Origin of the sequence: Nostoc sp. 'Peltigera membranacea cyanobiont' 232, assembly GCF_002245985.1 — a bacterium.
Classification (GTDB): domain Bacteria; phylum Cyanobacteriota; class Cyanobacteriia; order Cyanobacteriales; family Nostocaceae; genus Nostoc.
The window spans coordinates 26439-44408 of sequence record NZ_NOLK01000017.1; the positions used below are offsets into that span (position 1 = coordinate 26439).

16 protein-coding genes are annotated in these 17970 nt (G+C 40.7%); 15 read left to right on the forward strand and 1 reads right to left on the reverse strand.

The features are described 5' to 3' along the window. Nucleotides 1–17: 17 nt before the first annotated feature. The 15 genes from hpsB (at nt 18) to CDG79_RS08225 (ending at nt 15909) form a co-directional block, all read left to right on the forward strand. Nucleotides 18–728 carry a hormogonium polysaccharide secretion pseudopilin HpsB gene (hpsB, locus tag CDG79_RS08160; protein WP_094341696.1) on the forward strand — a complete coding sequence of 237 codons (711 nt, stop codon included), beginning with the start codon at nt 18–20 and terminating at the stop codon, nt 726–728. A 398-nt stretch (nt 729–1126) separates the two neighbouring features. Next, nucleotides 1127–2152 carry a hormogonium polysaccharide secretion pseudopilin HpsC gene (gene hpsC, locus CDG79_RS08165; protein WP_094341697.1) on the forward strand — a complete coding sequence of 342 codons (1026 nt, stop codon included), beginning with the start codon at nt 1127–1129 and terminating at the stop codon, nt 2150–2152. 36 nt (nt 2153–2188) lie between these two features. Further along, nucleotides 2189–2878, forward strand: a complete 690-nt coding sequence (locus tag CDG79_RS45135; RefSeq protein WP_317616574.1) for a pilus assembly FimT family protein — start codon at nt 2189–2191, stop codon at nt 2876–2878. Between the two features lie 223 nt (nt 2879–3101). After that, entirely contained in the window at nt 3102–4061 is a 960-nt protein-coding gene (gene hpsE, locus CDG79_RS08175; protein ID WP_094341698.1) for a hormogonium polysaccharide biosynthesis glycosyltransferase HpsE, read from the forward strand. Nucleotides 4062–4078: 17 nt separating this feature from the next. Continuing rightward, nucleotides 4079–5062 carry a hormogonium polysaccharide biosynthesis glycosyltransferase HpsE gene (gene hpsE, locus CDG79_RS08180; protein WP_317616575.1) on the forward strand — a complete coding sequence of 328 codons (984 nt, stop codon included), beginning with the start codon at nt 4079–4081 and terminating at the stop codon, nt 5060–5062. 15 nt (nt 5063–5077) lie between these two features. Then, nucleotides 5078–6070, forward strand: a complete 993-nt coding sequence (locus CDG79_RS08185; protein WP_189524922.1) for a glycosyltransferase — start codon at nt 5078–5080, stop codon at nt 6068–6070. A gap of 27 nt (nt 6071–6097) precedes the next feature. After that, a complete protein-coding gene (locus tag CDG79_RS08190; RefSeq protein ID WP_094341700.1) occupies nt 6098–6664 on the forward strand; it encodes a type II secretion system protein in 567 nt (188 codons plus the stop codon). Nucleotides 6665–6696: 32 nt separating this feature from the next. Further along, nucleotides 6697–7338, forward strand: coding sequence for a TIGR04282 family arsenosugar biosynthesis glycosyltransferase (locus CDG79_RS08195; RefSeq protein ID WP_094341701.1), 642 nt, complete (start codon nt 6697–6699; stop codon nt 7336–7338). A 384-nt stretch (nt 7339–7722) separates the two neighbouring features. Continuing rightward, a complete protein-coding gene (gene hpsJ-B, locus CDG79_RS08200; RefSeq protein WP_094341702.1) occupies nt 7723–8565 on the forward strand; it encodes a hormogonium polysaccharide biosynthesis protein HpsJ in 843 nt (280 codons plus the stop codon). A 126-nt stretch (nt 8566–8691) separates the two neighbouring features. Further along, the gene (locus tag CDG79_RS08205) at nt 8692–9600 is read left to right on the forward strand and encodes a glycosyltransferase family 2 protein (RefSeq protein WP_094341703.1); all 909 of its coding nucleotides are present in this window, start codon (nt 8692–8694) and stop codon (nt 9598–9600) included. 532 nt (nt 9601–10132) lie between these two features. Next, a complete protein-coding gene (locus CDG79_RS08210; protein WP_094341704.1) occupies nt 10133–10873 on the forward strand; it encodes a DUF502 domain-containing protein in 741 nt (246 codons plus the stop codon). 146 nt (nt 10874–11019) lie between these two features. Continuing rightward, a complete protein-coding gene (gene nusB, locus CDG79_RS08215) occupies nt 11020–11661 on the forward strand; it encodes a transcription antitermination factor NusB (protein WP_094341705.1) in 642 nt (213 codons plus the stop codon). Nucleotides 11662–12005: 344 nt separating this feature from the next. After that, nucleotides 12006–13634, forward strand: a complete 1629-nt coding sequence (gene ftsY, locus CDG79_RS08220) for a signal recognition particle-docking protein FtsY (protein WP_094341706.1) — start codon at nt 12006–12008, stop codon at nt 13632–13634. A 301-nt stretch (nt 13635–13935) separates the two neighbouring features. After that, complete coding sequence (locus tag CDG79_RS42165) at nt 13936–14082, forward strand: hypothetical protein (protein WP_189524923.1); 147 nt, start codon at nt 13936–13938, stop codon at nt 14080–14082. A 438-nt stretch (nt 14083–14520) separates the two neighbouring features. Continuing rightward, nucleotides 14521–15909, forward strand: a complete 1389-nt coding sequence (locus tag CDG79_RS08225; protein ID WP_094341707.1) for a PP2C family protein-serine/threonine phosphatase — start codon at nt 14521–14523, stop codon at nt 15907–15909. Nucleotides 15910–16463: 554 nt separating this feature from the next. On the opposite strand, the gene CDG79_RS08230 is transcribed toward CDG79_RS08225, so the two are convergent. Continuing rightward, the gene (locus CDG79_RS08230; protein ID WP_094341708.1) at nt 16464–17747 is read right to left on the reverse strand and encodes an ankyrin repeat domain-containing protein; all 1284 of its coding nucleotides are present in this window, start codon (nt 17745–17747) and stop codon (nt 16464–16466) included. Between the last annotated feature and the right edge of the window lie 223 nt (nt 17748–17970).

A 17970-nucleotide genomic window follows, 5' to 3' on the forward strand; every position in this document is an offset into this window, starting at 1 on the left:
AAAACTGTTTAGTAACTATGATTAAGCGCAAACAACAGCAAATAATTCACCCATCTGGTGAAGGTGGTTTTACGATCATTGAGTCACTAGTAGCAATAATCGTGGTTGCTATTTTATTGGCAGCGATCGCACCTACCATCGTCATTGCAACAGCAACTCGCGTCCAATCAAAACGTGTAGAACAAGCCACCCAAGCTGCCAGAAGTTTCATTGACGGGGTAAAAACGGGAGCAGTGACAGCCCCTGCTACCACTACTGCACCCAATGGAACATTAGCTGGTAATTTACTTAATCCAAGCTCTACAAGTATGCCACCTCCTACATCATCAACATCAACATCGCTATATTGCGCGATCAAAGATACAAATAACAACCTAACTATTAGTAACCCAGACTGTACAAGCAACACAAGCAAAATATTTTACATTCAGGCTAAAACAATTACAGTAGCCACAAGTACCCCAACTGATAGCACAGGGCTACCAAAGGATGGCTACCGTTTGGGAATCCGAGTTTATCGGTCAGATATTGACTTTACTAAAACTGTCTACGCTAGCAACGGTAGTGACAAAAAAACACAAAGAACTTTCACAGGTACTTTAGGCGATCCTCAATCCCCACTAGTGGAAATGACAACAGAGATCGGCTCTAAAAATACTTCCTTCAATGCTCTGTGTCAGCGTCTTGCTATTACTGGCAGCACCACGAGTAACAGCACTTGTAATTAATTATGTGCCATTAATTAAGTGGGTTGGTGTGAAAATATCTAACTATTTCATTGCGATCGCAATGCAGCAAAGTGAAGTAATCACAAACCTTTCAATACTTTTACATTGCGTTAGATCGTTAAGTTAATTTATCCCTGCCTAAAGGAGATACATCATAGCCCTCTCCTCGCTTGCGGGGAGAGTTGGGGTGGGGTTCTTGGACTTCACTCAACTGAGAACTGCTTTAACGCTCAATCGCTAACTACGAACTTAAATTTATTTATATTTGACCACTTTCATTAAAATATTTATATTTTAAATCGGTGTGTGTTCAACAAATATAATTATTCCCCTTACTGATAAAGTTTAAATCACAATTTATTAGATGTGTTTCTCTCACTAAAGGGCAGACCATAGTTATGAAGAATATACTCAGCTTTTTTATCAAAATTCAGATTAAAAGCCCTAAATTTGTTCAGCAAGTTAATGGCTTTACCCTGATAGAACTTTTGGTAGCCTTATTGCTGGCATTCCTCGTGCTTACACCACTGCTAGGATTCATGGTTAATATTCTCAGCACAGATCAGAAGGAGCAAGCCAAGGCAAATTCTGAACAAGAAATCCAGACAGCACTTGATTACATTACCAATGATTTACAACAAGCTATCTATATATATGATAAAAATGCACTAACTACGAATTCAAACAGTGTCGCAGCAAGCTCAGGAATTCAAGACCAAATACCCCCTGTTAAACCAGCTGGTGTTTGTACTAGTTCTTCTACTTGCCAAGCAATTCTGGTGTTTTGGAAACGCAAGTTTGTCTCAGGTGCAATTACACTTTCTAGCAGCACTACATCAAACACAAAAGATGATACTTTTGTTTACTCATTAGTTGCGTACTATTTAATCAAAGATAGTAGTACTACTTGGTCAAAGGCGGCTCGTATTGCCAGATTTGAAATTAGTGATGGAGTTCTGGCTGCTAGTGGTACTACTACTGGTACTGCTGGGAATTGTACTGGTTATTCAAATGACATATATATTGACACAAGCCACTGCCCCGATGTAGGTTTTCAGCGTTTTAACCTGAATCTAGCAGGAGCAACAGGTCTAACTAACCAAATGAATTCATGGAAAGCTACAGCCTCGGCAACTTACACTCAACAACCTTTAGTATTAGTCGATTTTATCGATCAAACCTCTATTCCAACAAGTACAGATCCATCATATCCTACTTGCCCTACTGGAACACTTAGCCCAGTTAGTCTCATGGGCTTTTATGCTTGCATTGATGTTGCTAACACCACAGCACAGGTGTTTTTACGAGGTAATGCACTAGCTCGGTTGCAAAATAGCAATTTTGATTACTCTCAAAATAACCAAACATACTTTCCGACAGCAAACCGCCGCGTACAGGGACGTGGATATTTATTTACTAAATAAGCTTGATATACACAGCACAACTATTGGTGGGGCATTATGGGCAATCTAACTTTAAAGTTATTCCACACTAAGATGTGTAATAAAGATACCAAGGAGCGATTTCATCCTCAACAGGATTCTGGCTTTACCTTAATAGAAATGCTTGTAGTGGTGCTAATGATCGGAATTTTATCAGCGATCGCAGTTCCTAGCTGGTTTTCCTTTGTGAACCGACAACGCTTGAATAAAGCTCAAGATGCTGTTTTAGCCTCCATACAGCAAGCACAGCAAACAGCTAAAAAGACCAAACTTAGCTATAGTGTCAGTTTTACAACTAATAGCACCAATGTAATAAAAGTTGCTGTTTATCCTAGCAGTTCTTCTGGTATTGCCTTAACTGACAATAGCTGGCAAAGCTTGGGCGGAGATTTGCAAATTCCAGCAGGCTCAGTGGTATTGAGTACTAACATTGCTACTCCAAACACAATTGGCACTACAATATCCGACACTAAATCTACACCATACGCTTCTACTCAACCACACACTATTACCTTTGACTATCTCGGTACTCTACCAAATGCCAACTTTGGTACAATCGCGTCAGGTTCAACAGATGCACCAGGTTTAAAAATTGTGCTGGCTTCTGCTGGAAGTTCTGTATCATCCTCTAATAGCTTAAAACGATGCCTCATTGTCGATACTCTCTTGGGTGCAACTTTTAAGAAAAAAGATGGTGACTGCAATTAAATATTCACTTGTAGCAATAAAATAAAAAAGATACCTAAAAATACGGTATATAAAATGGCAAAATTGATAGCAAAATTGATAGATAAGTTGCAGTCTGCCCGATTTTACATATTTGACTGATTATTAACCACCAGGAATAATTTGTAATATTTTGTCGTATTTTCATTACTTGAGCATACTATAAAGAGCATCACATCACACTTAGAAATATAATTTTAGAGCAATGAACAATTGCCTTGACTTTACTGTAGCTATCCCAACTTACAACGGTGAAAGTCGTTTGCCGGAATTACTAGAGCGACTACAAAAGCAACTTCACACAGAAAACTTATCTTGGGAAATTATAGTTGTAGACAATAACAGCACTGATAATACAGCTAAACTTGTTCAAGCCTATCAAAAAAATTGGCAATGTCCTTACCCTTTAAAATATTGCTTTGAAGCGCAACAGGGAGCAGCTTATGCCCGAAAAAAGGCAGTTGCAGAAGCTAAGGGTAGATTCATAGGTTTTCTAGATGATGACAACTACCCAGTATCAAATTGGGTATCCGCAGCTTATACTTTTGGTGAAAAGTATCCCCAGGCGGGAGCTTATGCTAGCCAAATTCATCCTGACTGGGAAGTAGAACCACCAGAAAACTTTCAGCGAATCGCTCCATTCTTGGCAATCACAGAGCGAGGTAATTTACCACTATTATATGAAGCGTCCAAAAAATTACTACCTCCTTCTGCCGGTCTTGTTGTCCGTAAACAAGCATGGTTAGAAAGTGTCCCAGAAAAATCTATTCTAACTGGGAGAGTTAAAGGCAATATGCTTTCCAGTGAAGACTTAGAAATGCTGTCTCATATCCAAAAATCAGGATGGGAAATTTGGTATAACCCAGAAATGGAAATTTCTCATAAAATTCCAATTGCTCGGTTACAAAAAGATTATTTAATCCCCTTCTTTAGAGGTATTGGACTTAGCCGTTATGTAACTAGAATGGTTAGTATAAAACAGATATATAGACCAATTGCTCTTTTATCTTACACGATCAATGACCTGCGTAAAATTGCTTTGCATTTACTCAGATATCGAACTAGGCTCAAACATGATTTGGTACTTGCTTGTGAAATGGAGCTTTTCCTAAGTAGTTTGATTAGCCCTTTTTATCTTTGGAAAAACGGATACTTTAAAAAATAAATTATCAAAAAACAGGTATGATGAGCAAATTAGCGGTTGAAAGTTTAGATATTAGCGTAGCTATCCCTGCATATAACGGAGCAACCCGTTTACCTAAAGTTTTGGATAAGCTATTAACCCAGACAGGAGTAGAAAAACTTAACTGGGAAATTATTATTGTGGATAATAATAGTTCGGATAACACATCTGAAATAATCCAGAATTACCAAAAAATATATAATGGCAACTGTCATTTAAGATACTTTTTAGAAACCGAACAAGGAGCTGCTTTTGCACGACTGCGGGCAGTCCGTGAAGCAAGAGGTGAGCTAATGGCGTTTTTAGATGATGATAACTTACCTGCTCCTGATTGGTTAGCTCAAGCATATACTTTTGGATTAGAGCATCCTCAAGCAGGTGCTTGGGGTGGACAGATTCATGGAGATTTTGAAGTAAAGCCACCAGAAAATTTTGAACGAATTCAAGCTTTTTTAGCTATCAGAGAACATGGCTCAAATCCACATTTATTTGATGCGGAGAATTTAAGACTTCCTCCTGGAGCAGCGCTTGTTGTCAGGAAACAAGTATGGTGTGAGAATGTACCACAACGCCCGACTTTAAGCGGGAAATTACCTGGTATTTTGGTGCAGGGAGATGACTATGAACCTTTGCTTTATATACATTATGCAGGCTGGCAAATTTGGTATAACCCTACCATGCATACTTATCATCAAATACCACATTGGCGACTGGAAAGAGATTATCTACTAACTCTGGCACGTGGCTGTGGATTGTGTATTTTTCAGCTGCGTTTGATAAACACGAAAAATTGGCAAAAACCAATAGTTTTTGTGAAAACTATTTTAGGGAATTTACGTCGAGTATTACAACACCTTATTCAATATAGAGGGCAATTTAAAACTAATCTAATTGCTCTTTTTGAGATTGAGTTTTACTTGGCTAGTATGATGAGTCCTATTTACTACTTAAAATGTAATTTAGGCAGAGGACTAAAAAATTAAAATAGCCTGTTACTAATGATTGATTTTACTCCAAATTTGCCCAAAATATCTGTAATCATACCTACTTACAATAGTGAAAAAACTATTAGCTACACAATTCAATCTGTTTTACATCAAACTTTTACTAACCTAGAACTAATTGTAATTAATGATGGTTCCCAAGATTCAACTTTAGAAGTTATCACACAAATCTCTGACTCACGAATACAAGTCTTTTCCTATCCCAACGCCGGCGGAAACGTTAGTCGTAACAGAGGTCTACACCGTGCAGTTGGAGAATTTGTTAGTTTCTTGGATGCAGACGATCTGTGGACACGCGACAAACTTCAGTCTCAATTAAAGGCTCTGCAAGAAAACGTTACAGCAAAAGTAGCTTACAGTTGGACTGATTATATTGATAAAAATGGTGAATTTATACTTTCAGGCAAACGCGTCAATGTTAAGGGAAATGTTTATGAAAATTTATTACTAAATAATTTTCTAGAGAATGGTTCCAATCCCTTGATTTGTAGAAAGTCTTTAATTACATTAGGTGGCTTTGACGAATCTTTAAGTGCAGCTCAGGATTGGGATATGTGGCTACGATTAGCCTCTAAGTTTGATTTTATCTGTGTACCATCTGTACAAATATTATATCGTATAAGTGGTAATTCAGTTTCTTCAAATCTTATCAGACAGGAAAAATCCTGCTTGCAAGTGCTTAAGAAAGCCTATAAAGAAAAACCTTCTACACTTAAGAATAGTTGGAATATAAGCCTAGCTAATTTATACAAATACCTGACCTGCAAAGCTTTACAGAAGCCATTTAATCGACAAAGAGGTTTAGCATCCGCTAGATTTTTGTGGAATTATTTTATTAACGATCCTTCAAAACTTAAAAATATAAATTTCACCTCCAAACTGTTATTGAAAATCATCATAATTCTTATAGTACCAACCTTACTCTACAGCTTTACTAAGCAACGCGAAGTAAAAAGTCAAGAAACTCAAATATTGATCAACAGTTAAATTACTGAAACAAGACTAGAATACAAAATGAATACACGGGTGCATTTACCGTTTATAGTTAATGCAAAAAATGTTTTTAATAAGCACTCCAATAGTGGTTTTACTCTACCAGAAATTTTAGTGGTTATTTTATTAATTGGTATATTAGCCACGCTAGGAATACCCAATTGGCTAGCTTTTGTGGAGACTCGCCGCCTCAACACTGCACAAAACCAAGTTTACCTTGCTATGCGCCAAGCCCAAAGCCAAGCCACCAAGGAAAAATTGACTTGGCAAGCCAGCTTTCGTGAGCAAAACAGCATAGTTCAATGGGCAGTTCATCCTGCTACAGTAAATCCATCTGGCGCTAACTGGAATAACTTAGATTCAAATGTGCGTTTAGATGCGGAAACGACCTTACAAATTTCAAATGGCGTTAGGCAAATTAAATTTGATTACAGAGGTAATATTATTTCGCTACCTCGAAGTATAACCATTTCTAGCAAGTATGCTGGTAAGGCTAAACGCTGCGTCTATATTTCGACTATTTTAGGAGCAATGCGAATGGCAAAAGAACACGCTACAACCAACAACGAGGGTGATTATTGCTATTAAGATATTTTTAGTTGAATCAAACAAGGTATTTTGTGCTGAACTTACCAGTAAAACCAAAACAGCACCTGATTATTTTTACTCGCTATCCAGAACCAGGTAAGACAAAAACTCGATTGATACCTGCTTTAGGAAATCTTGGTGCTGCCAATCTTCAACGGGAAATGACTGAACATACAATATTTCAAGTTCAAGAATTGCAAAAGAAAATTGCCATATCTATGGAAGTGCAGTTTGCAGGTGGCAATTTGCAACTTATGCAAGACTGGCTAGGATTGGATTTGGTTTATCACTCTCAAGGTGAAGGGGATCTAGGTTCGCGGATGGCGCGATCGCTTTTTGATGCTTTTGAATCTGGTGCAGACAAAATAATTATCATCGGTACAGATTGTCCTGGAGTGAATGCCCAGATTCTAACAACAGCCTTTGAGAAGTTACACAGCTTTGACCTCGTACTCGGCCCTGCGCTCGATGGTGGATATTATTTAATTGGTTTGTGCCAACCCATACCGGAGTTATTCGCTAACATCGAGTGGGGAACTGCTCAAGTATTCCAGAAAACCTTGGAAATTGCCCGGAATATTAATTTATCACACGTTAACTTGTCGCCTTTAGCTGATATCGATCGACCGGAGGATCTGCCCATTTGGGAACAAGTCCTTATGGGAGAAATGTAAGGATGAGGGAGATATTGACACTCCCCGCTCTTACAAACTAAGAGAGTTGTGTGGACTAATGGAAAATTAAGATTTTGAAACCCGCGTAGGCAGGTTTTATCTGTGTAGCTGAGACTTCCAAGCCATTGCTGCAAGATGTTACATATTCAATGAGTCGTATTCCACATCTCTACATTAGGTTAGTATCTTAAAACACCAGGAATTTCCTGAAGACACTGTACATCACAAATGTTACTGTGGCCTAGTTGAAAACCAAGAGGCAGATAGCCTTTGCCAGTATTGAATCTGCTTTGTGTTTCTACACAACAGTCACGGTCATGGGCACAATATTCAAGTAACTTGAAATATGAAAATCACTCATATTCACCGCCAGTTTGAAAAATTATGGTTAACCGTTTTACTTCCGTGAGTACTGCCCTCACAGTTAAGGTAGTTGGAATAATCTGCATATTGTCCTTTTTTGTGGACTTTTTGATTCTATTGTTACCCTTTCAACCGACCGATCGGGTATGGCAAATCAACTTGGCAACAGCGCTAGTCGATCGGGGAATTGTTCCTCTGGTAGGACTGGGGCTGCTATTTGCTGCCTATTGGATAGAAAGCGCTGATGCAGGAAGCGATCGCCCCCAAGGCATCGATTTAAGATTTACCGCCGCGATCCTCTCAAGTATTTTAGGGTTGATGTTCTTGCTGATTTTTCCCCTGCACCTCAATAACGTCAATCAAGCTAAGACTCAAACACTTAACCGCATTACCCAAGAAGCAGATCAGGCAGAAACCCAACTGAACACTCGGTTATCGCAATTGCAAGCACAACTGAATACCGATCAAGGAAAAGCTCAACTAGAGCAACTGCGAAACCAAACCAAAACTCAGTTTAGTGAAATCCTTAAGGACGATCAAAAATATAAGCAAGCACTGGAAAGCTCTCAAATTCCCGCAAATATCAAAGAGTTACTGAAGAAGGCTAAAACAGATCCCCAAGCGCTTGACAAAGCTATCGAACAACAAACAGATATTCAGACGCTACGAGCTCAACAACTGAGCCAGGTTCGCCAGCGCAGAGACGAAGCACTACAACAAGCAAAAGATACTGCTTGGAAGTCTGGGCTACGGATTGGGATTAGCAGTTTGCTGTTATCCATTGGTTACATTATCATCGGCTGGACAGGCTTAAGAGGTAGGGGTGCTGTACAAGGTGGTAAAGCCAGAGCTACCGCCCGCTAATTAACTATTAGCATGGCAGTAGGACGGATCCAAAAATTATTGACGGCTTATACTGCCATGCTCCTAGTAGCTAATAAAAATAAAAATGCAATTATCACTGAGTAAAATCGCTATAAAACTTGGGTAATGTTTTCAATTTACATACTGACATATAACGAAGAACTAGATATTGCTGCTTGTATTGAATCGGCTATGCTATCGGATGACATCATTGTTGTGGATTCATGCAGTAGCGATCGCACTATGGAAATCGCTAGTCGCTATCCCATCCGCGTCGTCCAACACGCTTTTGAAAGCCACGGCCGCCAGCGCACCTGGATGTTAGAGTCTATCCCCCCGAAGCACGAATGGGTTTATATTCTCGAAGCTGATGAGCGGATGACACCAGAACTATTCGCGGAATGCGAAAAGGCAAGTCAGCATCCAGACTATATTGGTTACTACGTGGCTGAACGTGTCATGTTCATGAATCGTTGGATTCGCTACAGCACACAGTATCCCCGTTACCAAATGCGCCTCTTCCGCCACGGTAAAGTGTGGTTTACAGACTACGGTCATACTGAACGAGAAGTTTGTGAGGGTGCAACTAGCTTTTTAAAGGAAACATACCCCCACTACACTTGTAGCAAAGGTTTGAGCCGTTGGATTGACAAACATAACCGTTATTCTACAGATGAAGCTCAAGAAACCCTGTATCAGCTAGAACAGGGAAACGTCAACTGGCAAGATTTATTCTTTGGCAAATCGGAAGTCGAAAAACGCCGCGCTCTAAAAGATTTATCTTTGCGTTTACCTGCTAGACCGTTGCTACGCTTTTTATATATGTATTTTATCTTAGGCGGCTGTTTAGATGGACACGCTGGACTTGCTTGGTGTACATTGCAGGCATTCTACGAATACCTGATTTTGCTCAAAGTCTGGGAAATGAAGTATCTACCACAACCTAATTTAGGCACAACAGCAATTCTTGCACAAGAAAGTACACAACAATTACAGAGTGCGGATTCGGAAACTACGCAGATTGACGTAGCATGAAACGACTGTATAAGAAGGTTTCTCAGTAAAATCGACAAGCAGCGATCGGGTGGGTAGGCGATCGCAAAATCGGACTTTTTCCGAAATAGGGTAGCACAGCTAGCTGTACTACCCTAACGTGCTTTACATTTAAACAAAACCACCATAATAAATTAATATTTTTAACAGACCATTTTCATAAAAGTCACTCCCGATCAAAAGTGAGTGACTGACCCAATAAAATAACTCCTCAGTTTACCTGGTGCTACTTTCACAATCATGAGCAGCTTTTGATTGAGCGCGATAGATTAGTAATACCTCATGACTTGCAACAATCATTTACAAGTCTTACAAGGAAAAGTAACATCCTCTGAGAATAACCGGCCGCCATCGGATTGGTTGATATCTATGTGTATGCTTGTAGGAAAATAGCTGATTTACAGCAACAAGTACGTGTTTTTGCCGTAGCAGCCAGGCTGCTAGTATTTCGGATAGTTACTTGAAGCAACTTCTGCTGCAAGTAAGGCCTTTGCTATTTGACAAATTTGCTGGTATGGATACCAATAACAAAAGTTCCTCTAGCTTAAAACAGGAGAATCGGGGCTTGGTAGTCGATCGCCTAAAACAGGACTTAAAAAACGACCTGATTGCTGGTTTGTTGGTAGTAATTCCCCTAGCAACTACTATCTGGCTGACAATTACCATTGCTAGTTGGGTAATCAACTTCCTCACCCAAATTCCCAAACAACTGAATCCCTTTGATGGGTTAAATCCAATTCTAGTAAATTTACTGAATTTATTAGTAGGATTAGCTGTACCACTACTGTGTATTTTATTGATGGGCTTGATGGCTCGCAATATTGCTGGACGGTGGTTGTTAGATTTTGGCGAGCGATTATTACAGGCAATTCCTTTAGCAGGACAGGTATACAAAACTCTAAAGCAGCTTTTAGAAACAATACTAAAAGATTCTAATGGCAAATTTCGTCGGGTAATTTTGGTAGAGTATCCCCGCCGAGGAATTTGGGCGATCGCCTTTGTCACTGGTGCAATCAGCAGTGATATCCAAGCCCAGATGTCCCGCCCCGTCCTCAGTGTTTTTATCCCCACCACCCCAAATCCAACTACCGGATGGTACGCAGTCGTTCCTGAAGATGAGGTAGTGAACCTCTCCATGTCCATTGAAGACGCTTTTAAAATAGTTGTATCAGGTGGCATTGTCGCCCCCAATACGCCTTTGCTTTTCCCCAAAGAGTCTAATCTGGAGGTGAAACACGACGAAATCAAGCGGTAGGTTATTTCCGTTGAAGAAACTTAAATTCAATCTGGCAAAGTCACAAGCAAATGCCTAATGTTGTTGTTTGACTGTGCCAAAATTGATAGACTTGTAAGTTTGCCCGGCCTAGTTAATCATTTCTCGCACAATCACCCCTCACTTTTATGCAACCTCGTAAACCTCAGCAAATTGCTCGTGAATTGGCACTTTTAAGCCTTAGCCAATTGCCAGTCAACCCAAAGAAATTAGATACATTACCAGACGATCAACTAGTATCCAAATTGGTGCTAGGAGCAGTACGCACCCTGACCTCAGAAGTGCAAGATACCCTCGATAATGCCGCAGGTGAACTGCAACGCAGTAACGATCGCATTTTAAGTAGCCAAACTCGGGCCTCCGATCTCAATTCTGCTAGAGCAATGCTTCAAGAAGCGATCGCCTGCACCCAGACAGCAATCAATCAATTGGGTACAGCAGTTGATTTCCCCGAATTGATTCAACTGGCTAATCAGGATAAGGGAGTCCGTAATTATGCTAAAGAGCTTGTGATTACCGTCAACGAAAATCGACATATTATAGATGAACTCATTTCTACTGCTTTAGTAGATTGGCAAGTAACTCGCCTCGCCCAAATTGACCGCGATATCCTGCAAATCGCTGTGGCAGAAATGAAGTTCTTAGGAGTTCCAGATAGTATCGCCATCAACGAAGCTGTGGAGCTAGCCAAACGCTACAGTGGAGACGACGGTCATCGATTTATTAACGGTGTTTTGCGCCGAGTCACTGAGCAGAAAAAAACAGCATAGTACCCTACCTGAATTCGTAATTCGTAATGACGCTCTCTACGAGACGCTAAAAGCGAACGCAGGCTCGCTACCGCTACGCTAACGTAATTCGTAATTCCTATATTGCTATGGAGAAAAGTCTGTAGTCGCTTCTGCGGCTTTCTTGGCGCGGAACTTCTCTCCTGGCTCTAGCCTCTTTCTTTGGGAGAAGAGGAGACGGTACGCTGAACCAAAGGAAGCTGATTCTGTTTAAAGTGGCGATAAAAGGTGAGGATAACCGGGAAGCTTTCACCCCAAGAAAAAGTGCAAAGTTAAATTAAACTCATAACTTATAACTTATAACTCATATAACTAATACTGCTGCAATGGTTTTTAATTGGTTCCGTCGTCAACATAACGATTCCTCTGAGACTCCTTCTGATAAAAAACAGGAAGAAATTCCTGCACAAGAAACCCAACCAGAGCCAGCTGAAATCTCAACTGCTGAAACTGCACCAGATTTGTTGGCTTTTGCTAAAGCTGCTTACAAAAATATTCAGCAAAAACAACAGGCTGAGGTAGTCGAAACTCCACCTGATACAGCAAATGCCTCAGCAGAACCTGAAACTGTAGAAACGGCAATTGCGGAAATCACTGAATCAGAAGCAACAGAGGAATCTGTCAGTACAACCCTAGAAATATCACAGCCAGAAGTAATCCAAGTAGCTACTGAAGAAGAAAGTAGAGAAGATTCTTCTGTAAATACAATTGTTGAAGAAACAGATGTTGAAAGCCCAGAAATAACGGCAAATGAAGTTGGAAAAACCCTTACACCAGAAGCAACGCAGCCAATAGTACCAGCTAATTTATCCTTCTTAGAACGGGCGGCGGCAGAACGGCAAGCAAAACTGGATCAACTAATAGCCACCGCCATTGAAGTTCCAGAACCAGAGATAGTACAGCCAATCGCTGCAACCTCAGAAATAGGAGAGGAAATTCCCGGACTGGTATTTGATGATGGATTTGTCTGGTCGGCAAAAGTCTTAGCAGCTCAAGGTAGAAATCCAGAAGACGTTTCTATTGAAGAAATTACCTGGCTGAAAAAGCTCCGGCAAGGGTTAGACAAAACTCGCCGGAGTATTCTCAACCAACTGAAGGCGATCGTTGGTCAAGGGCCCCTTAACCAAGCTGCTGTAACAGAAATTGAGGCATTACTGCTGCAAGCTGATGTCGGTGTAGAGGCGACAGATTTTATTATCAATGCCCTACAAACAAAACTTCGAGAAGAAGTTACTGCACCAGAAGAAGCGATCGCTTATCTGAAAAAAATTCTCCGGGATATGCTGGATGCACCAAGCATTGCATCCCACAAAACTAGCTTTACCCCAGAAAAAGAAACCTTGAACATTTGGTTAATTACTGGGGTGAATGGTGCCGGTAAAACCACCACCATCGGCAAAATTGCCCACTTGGGACAAAAATCTGGCTATAAATGCTTAATTGGCGCAGCAGACACCTTCCGCGCCGCCGCCGTGGAACAGGTGAAGGTTTGGGGTAGTAGAAGTGGTGTAGAAGTAATTGCCAATCCTGGGAAAAATACAGATCCGGCAGCAGTTGTGTTTGATGCGATCGCAGCTGCCCAATCGCGGCAAACAGAATTACTTCTGGTAGATACAGCTGGACGACTGCAAAACAAGAAAAATTTAATGGATGAACTCGGTAAAATTCGGCGAATTATCGACAAAAAAGCCCCAAATGCCAAAGTAGAATCCCTATTGGTTTTAGATGCAACTTTAGGTCAAAATGGACTACGGCAAGCCGAAGTTTTCTCCCAAGCTGCCCAACTGAGTGGCGTTGTCTTAACCAAGCTAGATGGCACTGCTAAAGGCGGCGTTGCCCTTGCCGTTGTGCAACAGCTAGGTTTACCCATTCGCTTTATTGGTGCTGGCGAAGGAATTGAAGACCTGCGCCCCTTTTCGAGCTATGAATTTGTCGAAGCTCTCTTGAGTGGCTAATTGAAAAATTTGGAGTTAAAAATTTTTCTTGACAAAATCATGAATTTAGGGATAGCCGATCTGGTATTATCACTTGAACTAACTAGAAATAGTTAAAGTCGTAAAATCACAAGTTTGTCACAAGAAATGGGTGACTTTTGCTAAAATCTCAAGCTAATGCCCTTTTTTCACCCCCCGAAGGGCTTTTGTATATAACAGGACAGACATTTCGTTGCTAAATACAAAAGCCCGTAAACTTACATTTTGTAGCCGTTTCAAGGGCGCGCGAGATGCTAGCTCCCACAAACACAACTATTGTGGGATGGACAGCCGTATAAGCGGTGAACAGTGTGTTGGGGAGCCAGCGCGGGTGAGTCCAGCACTACGGGATGGTTTCCCTCCGCAGTTAATTTATATTGGCTATGGCGATTTCAAGACTTATTTACATATTCTCAGCTTTGGGAATTAATATAAGTCTGTTATTTATCAAACCAAGCTCGATTTGAGCGCTTATAGAGGTTTTCACTGAAGAGACTTCTAGTTTTTTAGTTGCTTACACCCAAACAGTTACTCTGAAAGCGTTATAAATTATTCTTTGAATAAAGTATTCTTATAACTTTAGAGATATGCTTTGGGAATTAAGTTATGAAAAAATGAAAGTTTTTCTGAACTATTACTGCAACTAGTAATTTTTACGGGTTGAGTTTTAACTAAAAAGACATGATTTGAAATGACTAATATTCCCTCAAAAATCCAATAAGCAGATAAAATACCGATAAAAGTTGCCTGTTACGTCTTTATACTCTTGCTAAAGTGGCAAGTCTTGTCTAAATATGGTTTAGCAATGCCAAAGCCAAAAGGTTTATAAGTAATCTAAAATCTGCCAATATAAAGTGCAATAATACCTGTGCCTGTGTCTCAACTGCCCTCTCAACCCACTGACAACAATAGTGCTGCGACAGATGTCACACCAGTCGTAGCACTCAAAGAACTCGTGGCAAGGTTGCACCGGGAACAGAACAAAATTCAAGATTTGCTCAGTTCTTTAGGATTTGCCCTGAGAAGTTTCAATAATTTGAATCAGTTTTTGGAACTGATCCCACTAATGGCAACAAGAGTGACAGATGCAGACGGCAGCGCCCTGTTTCTCTACAAACCTAATGGTCAAGTAAGGTTAGAACAGTTACATTGGCAAGATAGTGGCCAGCGCAAGAATATCCGCAAAGCGCTAGAAATAGCCAGCAGTCAAATCACGCTTTTGCCGAATACTGCTCCTCTAGCCAATGCGACAGGAATTTTAGATGACCAGATGCATCGCTATTTGGGGCCAGATGTACAAATCTTTGGTACGGCGATTCTGGTGAAGCATACAGAACGGGGATGGCTCTATGTATTGAGCCGCGATCCAGAATATAGTTGGACAGAAACTAGGCAAAAGTTAGTTAGATTAGTTGCAGACCAAACAGCAGTAGCGATCGAAAACGATGAACTAGCTGTAGAACTAAGAAAAAAAGAACGCCTAGACCAAGAACTAGAAATTGGCGCAGAAATTCAACGGCGACTTTTACCACGTCAATGCCCCACAATCCCTGGTGCAGTGCTAGCCGCACGTTGTAAACCTGCAAATCGCGTCGGCGGAGACTACTACGACTTTATTGCTACCAATCAGAATAAGATTCGGCTCAAGACTAAAGGCGATATAGAAACTAGTCGCTGGGGTTTGGTGATTGGAGATGTCATGGGCAAAGGTGTCCCTGCTGGGCTGATTATGACGATGATGCGGGGAATGCTACGGGGAGAAGTGCTACATGGGAATTCCCCAGCAAAAATTCTGCAAAACTTAAATAGAGTTATGTATGCGGATTTGGAAAATTCCCACCGCTTTGTAACGCTATTTTACTCAGAATATAATCCCCATAGTCGAATTTTGTCTTATAGCAATGCGGCACACAATCCTCCCTTGTGGTGGCACGCAGCCACGAAAACTGTTAGCCGTTTAGATACTCTAGGAATGTTAATCGGTTTGGATGCTAGCAGCCAATATGAAGATGCTCAGGTACAGTTAGAGCCTGGGGATACAATTATTTACTATACAGATGGTTTGACCGATGCGGCAGCAGCTGGTGGCGATCGCTTCGATGAAGATAACTTTGTCGCTGGCTTCAATACGGCTTGCAAGTACTGCAATGGCCCAGAGGAGATTGTGGATTACCTATTTGACCAAGTTCAGCAATTCATTGGTGATGATAAGCAAAACACTGATGATATGACACTAGTTGTTCTACAAATTTTATAGATTGTGCTTAAACTCCAACCGAAAAGTGGTTCGGTAACTGGGGATTCACCGCACTAAATTTAATTTTTAATTTATTTTTTCTGGGAATTTCCATAGCGATCGCCCAAATAGTCGCACATTAACCTTTTTTCAGGATTCATTTGTATTTAGCCTTTCGGATAATACATAAAAAATGATCCTTAGAATACATTTCCGTTCAAACAAAAACTATATATTTTGCACATCTAGCACAGTAGGAAACGTCAAGGGGGAGAGCAGGTAAAAGGTAAAATGTACAAGGTAAAAAGTAAAAAGTAAATTTACTTCTTCATTTTTGCTTTCTTTATATCCTTGTCACGCAAGCATTTAGCCTGCTCACTTTTGACGTTTTAATTTTTCTTTTCTCCGGCGTAGTAAGTTCACAACAGCTACGACGGAGTTTTGCTTTCTTTGTTTCTCAGGTCTAAACTTAGTTGTTTTAAACTTCCTTTATATTTGATTTAACAACTTTCATTTAATGATTTTTCAAGATATTTCTGAAAAGATTTTAGTTGAAAAATTCAGAATTAAAATGGCTATTCTTGCGCCCCAGCTTTTTGCAGACTCTGTACTATATTTTTATAACCATTAAATTCTGCAATCATCAAAGCAGTATAACCACCCCGATTTTTCAAATTCACATCTGCCCCAGCTTGAAGTAATAACTGTACAATTTCGCTATAACCTGATGAGGCAGCCCACATCAATGATGTTGCCTTGGCTGAATCTTGAAAATTCACATCTGCCCCCTTTGCCAGCAGCAAATGTACGATCTCTGTGTGCTTGCGTTCGATTGCTTTAATCAAAGCGGTTTTGCCATCATCCCCCGCAGTGTTGACATCAGCGCCATAGTCTAGCAACACTTTCACTGTTTGGGTATGTCCTTGTGATGCAGCTAACGTCAAAGGTACTTCGCCAAGATTTTTACCATTAATATCTCCCCCAGAACGCAGGAGTGCCTCGACAATTTTGCTATGTCCCTGCAATGCTGCTACCAGCAGTGGCGTATCACCCAGGTGGTTCCTAATTTGGGCATCTGCACCCCTATTCAGTAATACTTGCACGACATCAATGTAGCCTTCCACAACGGCAATATGTAGGGCAGTTTCACCATCTTGGTCTTGGAGATTAATTTCAGCACCTCGATCGAGTAAAGCTGTTGCGATCGCACTATGTCCACTTGCTGCTGCTGCCGATAATGCAGTTCCACTGTCAGCGTTTTTCATATTCACATCAGCCCCTGCTGCTAGCAGTGCTTCCACAACCTCCAGATGCCCCAAGTCTACCGCTAATGTTAAGAGTGTCTCACCTTCTCGATCTGGGATATTGACATCAGCACCAGTTTGGAGAATTGCTTCTAAAACTTCGATGTTTCCCTGCTTAATGGCAAGTTTCAACGCAGTATCATCATCTTTATCGGCGATATTCACCTTTGCACCAGCAGCCAATAAGACTCGTACTACATTAATATGACCTTTGAGGACTGCTGCCATTAAAGCTGTGCTGCCATCTTCATTAGTGGCATTAACATCAGCACCTTTAGATAGTAAAAGCTGCAAAATGTCAAGTTGTTTGCCACTAGCCGCCAACATCAAAGCCGTCAAACCATAGAGCTTTCTGGGCAAGTTGATATTTGCCCCGGCATCCAGCAGCGATCGCACAATTTCGGTGTAACCTAAATTGGCAGCAAACATTAACGCCGTCGTACCTTGGCGATCGCACGCGTCCACCCTCGCACCAGTAGCTAGTAGCGCACACAGCCCCTTGATATCGCCACTTTTAGCAGCTTTTAGCAGCAAAGTATCGTTGTTTTCAGTCATGAATGATATCCCACACAGGGGTTTTGTTCGTCTACCCTCAAAACTCAGTCTGAGATTGTTTATCCACTTTGGCAAGAGGGTTATGCAATTAAAAATTAAAAATTAAAAATTAAAAATTTAGAAATGCAGTCTTGGCAAGCATTCTATCTATTGACTGGATGCAAATTTAAGCTAAGGCAGGCTTCACTCTTGTCTTCTCTCCTCATCCCTTAATCTCTTTTAA